The organism is Nitrosomonas sp. Is24, assembly GCF_033063335.1.
Taxonomy (GTDB): Bacteria; Pseudomonadota; Gammaproteobacteria; order Burkholderiales; family Nitrosomonadaceae; genus Nitrosomonas.
Genome location: NZ_JAWJZG010000001.1, coordinates 1,135,047 through 1,147,448 on the forward strand (window position 1 = coordinate 1,135,047; position 12,402 = coordinate 1,147,448).

11 protein-coding genes and 2 tRNA genes are annotated in these 12,402 nt (G+C 49.0%); 5 read left to right on the forward strand and 8 right to left on the reverse strand.

Translation table 11 applies throughout. From position 1 onward, the window contains the following. Positions 1-204: 204 nt before the first annotated feature. Both R2103_RS05040 and R2103_RS05045 read left to right on the forward strand, forming a co-directional pair. A tRNA-Arg gene (locus tag R2103_RS05040) sits at positions 205-281 on the forward strand. Between the two features lie 68 nt (positions 282-349). Continuing rightward, a tRNA-Phe gene (locus R2103_RS05045) sits at positions 350-425 on the forward strand. A 624-nt stretch (positions 426-1,049) separates the two neighbouring features. Here the strand turns inward: R2103_RS05045 and R2103_RS05050 are convergent. Both R2103_RS05050 and R2103_RS05055 read right to left on the reverse strand, forming a co-directional pair. Beyond that, complete coding sequence (locus R2103_RS05050; RefSeq protein ID WP_317530419.1) at positions 1,050-1,340, reverse strand: hypothetical protein; 291 nt, start codon at positions 1,338-1,340, stop codon at positions 1,050-1,052. Positions 1,341-1,793: 453 nt separating this feature from the next. Beyond that, entirely contained in the window at positions 1,794-2,411 is a 618-nt protein-coding gene (locus R2103_RS05055; protein ID WP_317530420.1) for a PEP-CTERM sorting domain-containing protein, read from the reverse strand. Positions 2,412-2,646: 235 nt separating this feature from the next. On the opposite strand from R2103_RS05055, the gene R2103_RS05060 reads away from it, so the two are divergent. Further along, positions 2,647-2,814, forward strand: a complete 168-nt coding sequence (locus tag R2103_RS05060) for a hypothetical protein (RefSeq protein WP_317530421.1) — start codon at positions 2,647-2,649, stop codon at positions 2,812-2,814. A 39-nt stretch (positions 2,815-2,853) separates the two neighbouring features. On the opposite strand, the gene R2103_RS05065 is transcribed toward R2103_RS05060, so the two are convergent. Continuing rightward, positions 2,854-3,468, reverse strand: a complete 615-nt coding sequence (locus R2103_RS05065; RefSeq protein ID WP_317530422.1) for a hypothetical protein — start codon at positions 3,466-3,468, stop codon at positions 2,854-2,856. 99 nt (positions 3,469-3,567) lie between these two features. On the opposite strand from R2103_RS05065, the gene R2103_RS05070 reads away from it, so the two are divergent. Both R2103_RS05070 and R2103_RS05075 read left to right on the forward strand, forming a co-directional pair. After that, positions 3,568-4,836 (forward strand): ATP-binding protein, encoded by a 1,269-nt coding sequence (locus tag R2103_RS05070; protein ID WP_317530423.1) that lies wholly within the window; start codon positions 3,568-3,570, stop codon positions 4,834-4,836. Next, complete coding sequence (locus R2103_RS05075) at positions 4,836-5,510, forward strand: RloB family protein (protein ID WP_317530424.1); 675 nt, start codon at positions 4,836-4,838, stop codon at positions 5,508-5,510. The genes R2103_RS05070 and R2103_RS05075 overlap by 1 nt, the downstream gene beginning before the upstream one ends. Before the next feature lie 594 nt (positions 5,511-6,104). Here R2103_RS05075 and R2103_RS05080 read toward each other — a convergent pair. From R2103_RS05080 to R2103_RS05100, 5 genes are all read right to left on the reverse strand, one after another. Further along, entirely contained in the window at positions 6,105-6,620 is a 516-nt protein-coding gene (locus R2103_RS05080) for a hypothetical protein (RefSeq protein ID WP_317530425.1), read from the reverse strand. 224 nt (positions 6,621-6,844) lie between these two features. After that, positions 6,845-9,607 (reverse strand): valine--tRNA ligase, encoded by a 2,763-nt coding sequence (locus R2103_RS05085; RefSeq protein ID WP_317530426.1) that lies wholly within the window; start codon positions 9,605-9,607, stop codon positions 6,845-6,847. Positions 9,608-9,748: 141 nt separating this feature from the next. Continuing rightward, the gene (locus tag R2103_RS05090; RefSeq protein WP_317530427.1) at positions 9,749-10,099 is read right to left on the reverse strand and encodes a hypothetical protein; all 351 of its coding nucleotides are present in this window, start codon (positions 10,097-10,099) and stop codon (positions 9,749-9,751) included. Positions 10,100-10,131: 32 nt separating this feature from the next. Further along, entirely contained in the window at positions 10,132-10,557 is a 426-nt protein-coding gene (locus R2103_RS05095) for a DNA polymerase III subunit chi (RefSeq protein ID WP_317530428.1), read from the reverse strand. Between the two features lie 138 nt (positions 10,558-10,695). Further along, entirely contained in the window at positions 10,696-12,192 is a 1,497-nt protein-coding gene (locus R2103_RS05100; RefSeq protein ID WP_317532059.1) for a leucyl aminopeptidase, read from the reverse strand. Positions 12,193-12,402: the final 210 nt, after the last annotated feature.

Genomic DNA, 12,402 nt, shown 5'->3' on the forward strand with positions numbered 1-12,402 from the left:
TAATCTTGACAAGACCGGCCAAATACACGATCATCGCCCCCGCAAAAAGTAATTGTGATGATTGATAGAAAATCGGCTTGGCCGATTACAGTTTGAAGGCATCGAATACAGCAGCAAAAACATAAGTTCGAATCCCGTGATTGCTTCAATCTGATATAATCTCCCGGTTGCTGAAACAAGCTGGAAGTAATTAGATTGCACAAAGCGCCCGTAGCTCAGTTGGATAGAGTACTTGGCTACGAACCAAGGGGTCGTGGGTTCGAATCCTGCCGGGCGCGCCATTCATTTCATCGAATATCTATTACAACTGCCAGTAAATGGGTTGTCCGTTTACTGCCGCTTTCCAAATGGCCAAGTAGCTCAGTCGGTAGAGCAGAGGACTGAAAATCCTTGTGTCGGTGGTTCGATTCCGCCCTTGGCCACCAATAAAAACAAGCACTTAGTGATTAAAAAACCTAAGTGCTTTTTTATTTAATTAAATCGATGCCACCACTCTGTCACCGGCATTGACCAGCGTTAAACAACACAAAACCAGCCGAAGCGGGTTTGTGTAATTCAAAGCATTATTTTCTAATCTTCATGCAGATTGCCAGCTTTCTCTATTGCCGTTCCTAAAGGGCCGGTTTCTAGGGAGTAAGTTGGATCGGCCATACGAATTTTATAGTACAAGTTGCGTGCTTCTATGATTAGAATAATTTCTAAAATAAGAATTCCTGTAATTAGATATCGTATAAACATAAAATTACCTCCGCTTCTTACTACCGGGAATCTTTGGGATAAGCAAAAATTAAATTGCCGTTTGCGAGTTTTCGCACATTGAATTGATATATTTGAACAACACAAATCCGCTGCATGAGCGGGCTAGTAATGATTCAAGTGTAGCTGTTTAAAAGACGAATAAGGATCAACCATCCGGCTATGCATTGATGCACTGGTTGGTGCGGTTAAATCAGACTTAAGTAAGAAGGGTCGATTTATTATTTTTTATAGGTTGATTAATATATTAATTCCTCGGGCAATTCTGCGACACAACAAGTAATAAAAATCCATTAAAAGGGCGGAGTCAACCGACGAGCTGATCCAGTAGGGATATTAGAATTCTTTGGTGAAGGATCACTGGGAACTATTCCTGAAGGAAGCTGCATCTCTTCTTCCGAAGTTTTTACTTTTGCTGCTTTCTCTTGATCGATAACAAAACCGGTTTTAAAATTTGGACCAATACTCTCTCTTTCAATAAACTGATGGTTCGGGTGAAAAGCTTTATCGAAAGCAAATACATTGCTTGCGAAAAAAACTGCACAAAAAATAATCACTACCGTTAAAGTTTTTCCTTGCATCATGATTTTTCGCCTTTTAAGTAATTTAATACAATCGATAATACTGATCGTTATCCTCATGGCTGTCTGTTCGGTAGCCTACATAACTTTTCTCTAATATTGAAAAATATCGCATTGCAAGAAGCCGCAGGCACTAAAAAACTAGTGCCCCCCTAACAAGTTATGGAGCATCGGAAAATAAGCTTAGGGAAACGCTGATTAATTGATTATACGAGCGAATCGCTTCGTTGTGCGGTACTCGCTCCCTCGCCTATCTTATTAATATGTCTTGGTTGCTGTGTTCCGCGCGTCTCGTGCTTCATCTCGTTCGCCGAATTAATCAGCGTTTCCCTAGATTTTTTACTACTTAGAAGACCGGCTATGCAGCGGTATATGTACGGTCTGTGTTGCGTGCTAAATTCAGGTGCCGTAACGTGCTTCCGGATCGGTCTTTAAACCGTAAGAATTATTTTGTAGTTAGCTCTGTTGTCTTAATCTTCTAAAACCAAACAGTGCGAATAGTCCGATAGACATCAGTACATACATTTCTGGCTCTGGCACAAGTCCGGCGCCGACATCGCCGTCGTGAACAGCCCATGCGAATCCATAGTGAGGGACATCGCCCCCAGCACCTTGGTGACCAGTATCGAAGAAAAATATCCATCCTAGTTCAGAAGTAAACTCCGTACCCGTCCAGTAGAAATGATCAAAGCCTTCAAAGTAATACCGGATGTTAGAAAAAAAGGAATAACTTGCAACATCCCGCCGCAATTCGTCATAGTACAAATGCCCCATCTCGCTATGGCTGCAATTGTAACCAGCGCAAGAAGTATCCGCCGCCGGCAAACGCCAATCCGTAACACCCTCGATGCTAAGACCTGCGGCCCAAGCTTTGGCGTCTGGCCAGCTCATCACGCCATCAGCATCATACCCTGATGTTTTTGCGTAATCCGCATCCGCCAGCCAAGTGATATCGATATCCGTGTCATAAACAGCCAGACCACCCAAACGCGTCTCTAATGCAGCATTCGCATTCGCTAACAATCCAACCGATAAAACACTGCTGCATAACAGGATTCTTAATAATTTAATCATACACTTTGCTTCCTTTTTTGATGATTAAAGTTGTTGTATACAGCTCATCATCATAGGCTACCCAGAATAAATTGCTATAAGGAATATGCGTAATTTTGCGGTATGGGCTGGTTGTGAACTCCTGGATTTCATTTCTCAAATCGAAATAGTGTCATAAAATCTTCACAATTCATTCATATAAATTTCACAATATTTGATTAAACTTTGCCGCAGTTGTAACTACAAAGGAAAAATAATGTACTGCTTAATTAAAGAATGGCCAAACAAAATGGCAACCTTGATGACCGAAGATGGTGTCGTACTATGGACTTTCAGCAATATCGAAGAAGCCAGGAAAGTTTGGCATGAGTGGTGTTCCCTGCATAAAGACAGCATGGCCAATCAAATTGGAGCACTCGATTAATCAAGATTTTTGCATCAATATTATTTGATCGAATAGCGCTCATTCCCCGCTCTTGCATTCGCTGGCATGTTTTAGCAAGACATCTCTCGTTCTCGCCGGCTCAAACACCACATCGAAGCACCACTGCCCGAAACCGCCTTGCTCATTGACCGTCTTGATCCAAACCGCCATTGCCGCGCGTTTGATCCGGTTGCGTTCATCGTCGACGCCTTTCACTTCCAGCACCAGCGTTTTGCCGTTGTCGAGCCGGATCAGATAATCCGGCACGAAATTACGCGAAGAACCGCGCCACAGATACCGGATGACAAAATCCAGATGGTCGTTCTTGGCCCACGCCACCACTTGCGGCACTTTCTCGCACAAATCCGCCACCACCTTCTCCCACGCGCTGTCGTACACCACGTGACTGATCTGCGACCGTACCGTCGCCTGGCATGGTTTGGTTGTTAACCACGAACGCATGCGGAACGTCGAACCGATCGGTTGCAATTCATCGAACACGGCTTCCAGCTTCTCGGTATTTTGCAACCGGACAAACCGGTTCACATGTCCAACCACGGTATCCATATTCAACGCAAATAAAATCTGTTTACGCATCGGGTCTTGATGCCACACGCTGGGAATGTGCAATTTACCGCTGGTATCGATAATCAATAATTGCTTCAGAATAATTTTATAGCAATAAAATAACTTGATATTCTGCTATTTCTATTCATAATTAGAATATATTTCTTCATTCACAAAGTGAATAAAATGCTAATCGAGTTTCGTGTCAAAAATTTCCGTAGTCTACGCGATGAGCAGGTACTCAGCCTTGTTGCATCCAAAGATAAATCCTTCCTGGATACGCACACTCAGGCAACCGGTATAAATGCAGCGCCAACGCTACTTCGCAGTGCTGTTATTTACGGTGCGAACGCCAGCGGCAAGTCCAATCTAATTAAAGCATTGCAATACATGCGCGGTGTGGTGATAGAATCGGCATCAGTGATCCAGCCCGGTCAAACATTTGCAGTACAACCATTTCGGCTCGATTCAGGATCTGTCGGTCAACCCACCGAGTTTGAAGTAACTTTCTTGCTTGATCGCGTACGCTTTCAGTATGGTTTTGCCATGACTTCACAGCGTATCATTAGCGAATATTTGCTGGTTTACAAAGCATTCAAGCCTCAGCAATGGTTTGCACGTCGCTTTGATGCAGAAACCAACAAAGATATGTATGACTTCGGTTCTGATCTAAAAGGACAGAAAAAAATTTGGGAAAGCTCTACTCGTCCGAACTCTCTGTTCCTATCAATGGCAGTGCAACTCAATAGCGAAGGTTTGCGTCCAGTGTTTGACTGGTTTGCCAATCGATTGATTATATTTAATGAACAAGCTCAACTTAATCCGCAGGTGTCCATCCAGATGCTGAAGCAGCAAAGCGGCCGTCAAAAGATTTGTGACTTCCTTTCGGCCGCTGACATCAGCATTGCAGACATTGATGTGGAAACCCGCAAGGTAATGGGGCAGGCTGTTCACTTTGATCAGGCCATTGGTAAAACCGAAGTACGGCTAGAAGAAATAGAGGAACATCAGTTGCGTTTCCGTCACATCACCGAACACGGTGAAGCCGTTCTTGATTTCATGGACGAGTCAAATGGCACGAGAAATCTGCTGTTTTTAGCCGGTCCGGTGTTGGATATACTGAGTAAAGGCCTAATTTTGGTTATTGACGAGCTCGACACCAGTTTACATACATTGCTGGTGCGTGAGCTGGTGCGACTGTTCCACCGGCCCGAGGTCAACACTGGTTGTGCGCAGTTAATCTTTACTACCCACGATACTTCGCTGCTGGATGCACTTAACCTATTCAGGCGCGATCAGATATGGCTTGTTGAGAAAGATCGTGATCAAGCATCGGCATTAGTTAGTTTATCCGAATTCAGTCCGCGTAAAAATGAAGCCCTAGAGCGTGGATATCTGACAGGACGGTATGGAGGAATACCGTTCCTGGATCACAATCTAGGGTTGAAACACTGATGGGTAGAGATAATTCCCAAAAAGAAAGACAAAAGAAACAGCTTGAGCGAAGGCAAGCGCGACGTGTCAGCTATGATCGCATTCTGATTGTTTCCGAAGGCAGTGAAACCGAACCAAATTACTTCGAGGAAATTCGCAAATTTTATCGATTGCATACTGCTAGTGTAGTAGTTCAACCCAGCGAATTAGGGACAGCTCCTATCCAAGTAGTGAAGTACGCCAAAAAGTTGTTTGAGAATGGCGATCCACACAAAAATATTCGACCACGTGCATTTGAAAGAGTCTATGCAATATTTGATCGTGATGATCATGATAGCTATTTTAATGCGCTGCAGTTAGCCGAATCACTGGATCATAAAATAAAAAATGATATCAGGCAGTATATTGATTTCAGAGCGATTGCTTCAGTGCCCAGTTTTGAGTTGTGGCTCCTGCTTCATTTTGAGGACATTCAAGCTCCAATAAGCCGTACGGAAGTAATGAATCGCCTAAAGACGCATATTCCTCACTACGTTAAAGGTACAAACGACTCATTCGCATGTACCCGCAATTATTTAGAAATTGCTAACGCACGCGCAGAGCGGTTGGCAGTCCGTTTTACTGCATACGATGCTCCCGAGCCTTTTACTGAAATCTTTAAACTGGTGGCAAATCTCACCACGCTTCGTAGTTGAAGCAGCGCACGGATACGTAACAAAAAAAGCACTGCTTTCACGGTAAACAATCTTCCTGCTTTTCTTCTTGATCATTTCCGGTTTCTGCGTCAGGTCTTCGTCGCTGCGGTCCTTGATGTCGCATTTATTGACGAACGGCTGAAAGTTGAAGCCGTATTCGATACCATACGGCAGGTCGAAGTCGATCATTTGTGCTTGCACGGTGATAAGCCGGTTCGACCAGTCGCGCTGATGCTGGTAAAAGTCGATGGCATCCCGCAGCGGCAGTTTTTTAAATGACTCTTGGAGCTAATTCGGCTGGATTAAATTGCTGACGTTACCTGTTTTGTTTTTAGCATCTTTGAGTTTCTTCTGCACTGCCAGCAAGATGGTGGCTGGGTCAAAGCATTCGTGCACGTGCAGCGATTCGGTGTCGACATCAAGACTGGTGCACTCGGCCTTACTTGCTCAGTTCAGATATGATGACTGCATGCGCTAGCATGGGCGGGGCTGGATTGTTCTAATTTGCCGGAAACTTCTGCTGACACGATGAATTGTGAAAAGGCTCTGACCGGCTCAGAGCCTTTTTAATTGGTTTGAATGCTGCGCGGCTATTTAATCGTCGCCGTGACCGTGACCGTGGCCTTTGCCGGGTTTGTACGATTCAAATTCAAAATTCATCGATTTGCCGCGTTGTCCGAGTACCACGGAAATAACGTCGTCGTCATACTGGAGGCAGGGGATCGTCAGCTTGCCATCATTCACCGTCGCGTAGCATGCGCTCAGATCGACGACGGAGGTGATCGGACAGCTGGTGACATCGACCAGCTTAATGTCGGTGGCCGAAAGGGTTGCGTTATAGGTGGTGATCACCGCGGTGCCGTTTTTGATGACGATATCGGTCGCGGTCGTGTCCGTGCCTAAACCCAGCAGGTTGGTTCCCGCGTTGACAAGACAGGAATGGGCAGCGGCATTGGCGAGATTTTTCACCAGGATTTGCGAGCCCGGCACGCTGTTATCCACGATAAAAATAGATCCGCCTTCGACAGCCACGCTTTCGGCGTGTGAAAGCGATATGCCGGATAGGGATAGTAGTGCGGCCGATAATGTTGTCATAAGTATTCTGTTCATACAATTTTCCTCATTAAAATATTAAGTTATGATATTCTGTGACTCTGGGTGAGCTGCCCGGTTCTCATCGATGCGGGTGAAAGTTTAGCATTTTTCCGGTGCGAACCGGGTAATCGATGACAAAGACGGCTGCAACATTCAAGCCAGGACTCAGAAAACGAAGCACTGCATGTCCGGTGTCCGTTTTCTGGCTGGGTGAATGAATTGGCGTGGTGTGCGGAAGATTAATTCAGCTTCTGCAATTGTTCGTTCAAGCTGTTCAGTTTTGAGTTGAATGCATTCAGGCGATCTTTTTCCTGTTCCACCACATTGGCTGGCGCGCGCTCGACAAAGCTCGGATTGGATAACTTGGCTTGCGCTTTGGCTATTTCCGTTTCGATGCGGGTAATTTCCTTGCTCAGGCGCTCGCGTTCCGCCGCTACGTCGACTTCAATCTTCAGCATCAATTTGAAATCGCGCACGATGGCGACCGGCGCATCCGCTTCGGGCAATCCGCCCGGTTGGATTTCCACACCGGATAATTTCGCCAAAGCCAGCAGATACGGCGAGTAGCCGGACAGCATGGATTGATCGCCGGCAGCCAGCAACGGCACTTTGAGCGCGGGCGACACACTCATTTCACCGCGCAGGGTGCGGCAGGCGTTGATCATTTCTTTCAGCAAACCGATAGTTTCGATGGCCTGCGGGTTAATGGCGGAGGCATTCGCAACCGGGTACGGTTGGCACATGATACTGGCGCCGGATTTTCCCGCCAGCGGCGCAACGGTTTGCCACAATTCCTCGGTAATGAATGGAATCACCGGATGCGCCAGCCGTAGCATGGCTTCCAGTACGCGCACCAGAGTGCGGCGGGTGGCTCGCTGCGCTGCGTCTTGGTCCGAGTTTAATTGCACTTTGGCAAGCTCGACGTACCAGTCGCAATATTCGTCCCACACCAGTTCGTAGATTTCCCGCGCGACCAGGTCGAAACGGTAATTGGCAAAGGCTTGTTCAACTGCTTGCTCCGCTTGCTGCAAGCGGCTGATGATCCATTGATCAGCGGCGGAGTAGGCGAGGGGCAGAGTCTCATCCAATCCGGTATCTTTGCCCTCGCAATTCATCAGCACGTAGCGTGTGGCATTCCATAACTTGTTACAGAAGTTACGGTAGCCTTCGCAGCGTTGCATATCGAACTTGATATCGCGCCCGTGCGAAGCCAGGCTGGCGAACGTGAAGCGCAGGGCGTCGGTGCCGAACGGCGGGATACCGTCGGGGAAATGCTTGCGGGTGTTTTTCTCGATCGATTCGGCTTGTTTCGGGTTCATCAATCCGGTGGTGCGCTTGGCGATCAGATCGGGTAATGCGATGCCGTCGATCAGATCGAGCGGATCGAGTACATTGCCTTTGGATTTGCTCATTTTCTGCCCTTCGGCATCGCGGATCAGGCCGGTGATATACACTTCCCGGAACGGTACCTGGCCGGTGAAGTGCAGCGACATCATGACCATGCGCGCAACCCAGAAGAAAATGATGTCGAACCCGGTGATCAGCACCGAGGTCGGCAGGAAAGTTTTCAATTCCGCCGTGTTATCCGGCCAGCCCAAGGTGGAAAACGGCCACAGGGCAGATGAGAACCAGGTATCCAGTACATCATCGTCCTGCTTCAGATCGCACTTGCCGGAAAGCTGTTGTGCTTCTTCCAGATTGTATGCGACCGTGACGTTGCCGTCTTCGTCATACCATGCCGGAATGCGGTGTCCCCACCACAATTGCCGCGAAATACACCAATCCTGAATATTTTCCAGCCACTGATTGTAGACATGCGTCCAGTTATCCGGCGTGAATTTCACTTTACCGTCAGCGACGACTTCCAAACCGCGCTTGGCCAAGCCTTCCATGGCGACATACCATTGATCGGTCAGCATCGGTTCGATGATCGTGTTGGTGCGGTCGCCGCGCGGCGCCATCAGTTTGTGCGGCTTGGTTTCGGCCAGAAAACCTTGCGCTTCCAGGTCGGCCACAATTTTTTTCCGGGCATCGAAGCGATCCATGCCTTGATAGTCAAGCGGTGCCAGATCGTTGATTTTTCCATCCAGCGTAAAAATGCTGATCGGCACCAGATGATGCCGCTGACCGACCTGATAGTCATTGAAATCGTGCGCCGGGGTGATTTTCACGCAACCGGTGCCGAATTCCAGGTCGACATACGTGTCCGCGATGATGGGGATGGTGCGCTCGCACAGCGGTAAGCGCACATGGCGTCCGATCAGATGCTGATAGCGCGGATCGTCCGGATGCACAGCGACGGCGACGTCGCCGAGCATGGTTTCGGGGCGGGTGGTGGCGACGATCAATGCTTCCGTGGGTTCGGTGTGAATGCCGTCCGCTTGTTCCAGCGGGTAGTGGATATGCCACAACGAGCCATTTTCCTCGGTCGACACCACTTCCAGATCGGACACCGCGGTTTGCAGCACCGGATCCCAGTTCACCAGCCGTTTGCCGCGGTAAATGAGCCCTTCACGATACAAGCGCACAAACACCTCGGTTACGGCGCGTGATAATTCGGCATCCATGGTGAAACGTTCGCGCGTCCAGTCGCAGGAAGTGCCCAGACGGCGCATTTGCCGCGTGATGGTCGAGCCGGATTCTTCTTTCCATTGCCAGACACGTTCCAGAAAAGCTTCCCGTCCCATGGTGCGGCGATCGAGTTTCTGTTGATCCAATTGCCGTTCAACCACGATCTGCGTGGCGATACCGGCATGATCGGTGCCCGGTTGCCACAAGGTGTTGTCGCCCAGCATGCGGTGATAGCGCGTCAGCGCATCCATCAATGTATGCTGGAAGGCATGCCCCATATGCAGCGTGCCGGTGACATTGGGCGGCGGCAGCATGATGCAATAAGCGGATTGACCGGTTGCCGCATCCGGTTTGAAATACCCGGCCGATTCCCAGATGGAGTACCAGCGATCTTCAATATGTTTCGGGTCAAAGCTTTTTTCGAGTTCCATGGATTTTTCGTTGTATTGAATGGCGCAAAAGATCGCCATTATAGCGGATGGGGTATTGCTGCGGACAATAAGAGCGATGACCGCTGCACAGCAACCGGAGAAGCGGATGCCACCGTAAAAGCGGTGCGGTGTGAGCGGCGGCTATTTAATTTGCTTGGACAAGCGGGTTTCCAGCGCATGCGCCAGCGCTTTCCGGTCCTGCACGTCCATGTCGATATTCGCATCTTCCAATGCGGCATCGAGAATCTGGCGGATGGGCGTTAAGCGCGCCGGTTGCGGCTGTATCACGGCGGGATGAAGAAACACGGCATCGGTCAGCAGCGGTATGGCATCCGCGCCAATCGCAGGGGCTGTTTTATCGGTTTCCGGCGCTTTGCCGACGGGTGTGGTACCTGCGATCTTGCCGTGATTCTGGTATTTGCCCAGCAAGCTGCGGAACTTGACCATGATCTCGGTATCGTCGAAATCCGCTGCGGTTTTGTCGTCACTCATGATAGGGAAATCAACGGTTGTAACGGTTTCATTTAATCATCCAACTGGAAGTGTTGTAGCGGATAACCGGCATCTTTATAGAAACGATAGCGTTCACGCGCCACTTGCTTGTCTTCCGGCGAATTATCCGCAATTTCGATGAGCCGGTTGAATTGATCGAAAGAGGGCGGCTGCTCACGGTGCAGATTCAGCAGAACATCGAATGGCATATCCGGCGGTATGCGGTCGCTCAGTATCGCGGGCGTGGCGCTGACCAGCGCACTGTCTTCGCGGATATGGCAATGCGGAATAAAACTGGTGGGTGAGAACGTCCACAGCAGTTCGTCCAATTGTTTGAGCATGGTTGCATCGGGCGTATAAATCAATATTTTCATATGTTGCTGCAACGCCTTGGCGCAAAGCCGGCAAGCCGTTTGTAACTTATTGCCCGATCCCGAATAAAAATAAATCTGTGTCATCGAATCACTGTCCGGTTGAGCACCCGATCGTGAGTTTGTTTTTTGTACGTTCCATAACGGCTGATTAATTCATGACGGAGGCGGACGGTTCAGCTTGTTCAGCGCGAGTCATAAATTAATCAGCGGTGCGGAAGACGGCTAGCTGGTTGCTTTCGCTTGCGAAATCAGGAATTGCGTCAACAGCGGCACCGGACGCCCGGTTGAGCCTTTATCTTTGCCGGATTTCCATGCCGTGCCTGCGATGTCGAGGTGCGCCCAGCGGTATTTCTTGGTAAAACGCGACAAAAAGCACGCGGCGGTGATGGTTCCTGCGGCGCGTCCGCCGATATTGGCGATATCCGCAAAGTTACTTCTCAGCAGATCTTGGTATTCATCCCACAATGGCAACTGCCAGGCACGGTCGGCAGCTTGCTCTCCGGCGGCCAGCAGTTCTTGCGCCAGCTTGTCATCGTTGCTCATCAAACCGGTGGTGAAATTGCCGAGCGCGATGACGCATGCGCCGGTCAATGTGGCGATATCGATCACCACTTTCGGGTTATAGCGCTCCGCGTAGGTGAGCGCATCGCATAGAATCAACCGTCCTTCCGCATCGGTGTTGAGAATCTCGATGGTCTGGCCGGACAGGCTGGTGACCACATCACCCGGCTTGGTTGCTTTGCCGCTGGGCATGTTTTCGGTGGCCGGGATGATCCCCACCACGTTGATGGGCAGCTTCATTTCCGCCACCGCTTGCAGGGTTCCCAAAACACTGCCTGCGCCGCTCATGTCGAACTTCATTTCATCCATTTCAGCAGCGGGCTTGAGCGAGATGCCGCCGGTATCGAAGGTCACCCCTTTACCGACCAGAACCACCGGATTGTCTTTTTTGGCCGCGCCGTGATATTCCAGCACGATCAGTTTTGCCGGTTGCTCACTGCCGCGCGCCACGGCCAGAAGAGAACCCATGCCAAGTTTCTCCATGTCTTTTTCTTCCAGCACGGAGGCTTTCAGTTTGTGTGATTTGGCAAGATCCTTGGCTTGCTTGGCGAGATACGCAGGGGTGCAAATATTCGGCGCGAGGTTGCCTAGATCCTTGGCCAGATTCATCCCGTGCGCAATCGCTATACTTTGTTGCAGGGCGGCTTCGCAAGCGGCCAGTTCGGTGCGGTTGTCAATGCACAGGACCAGTTTACGCAGGCTGCTCTGGTTATTATCCGGTTTGCTTTTCAGCTGATCGAAACGATAACTGCTGCTGATAGCGGCAATGACGGTCTGATTGACTTTCCAGGCATTGGTTTTGTCTTTGACGGGAAAATCGGATAAAAACAGCGTGGCATCGGTCACTGCGGTTTTTTGCAGCGCATTCAGCGTGGTGCCGAGCGCCGACAAGAATGTTTTTTCCTTGAATTCATGTTCCTTGCCCAGACCGATCAGCAATATTCTCTTAAACAAGGTGTCCGGCACGTTATGCAATAACAGCGAAGTATTCGCTTTACCGTCCAAGTCGCCCGATGCCAGGATATTTTTGATATACCCCTGGGTGATTTTGTCCAGAACTTTTGCTGAATCCGACAGTTTTCTTGATTCAAAAATACCGATGACTGCGCAGGCGCCGCGTTGTTTTTCCGGGGTGCCTATTTTTATTCCAAATTCCACATTAAACTCCTTCATCCAGAATGCTCTTGCGAGCCATTTGCTTATGTAACTTAATCTATGAGTACAACCGGTTATCGTGTAATCACTTTGCCCGCGATAAGCAAAATAGTGACAACACACGTCAAATAACATCATAACATCAGCTTAATGGAAAAGCTGAATAGTTGTACTGCTGCAAAGGAAATAGGCGGGAAACGCCTGCGAATTATT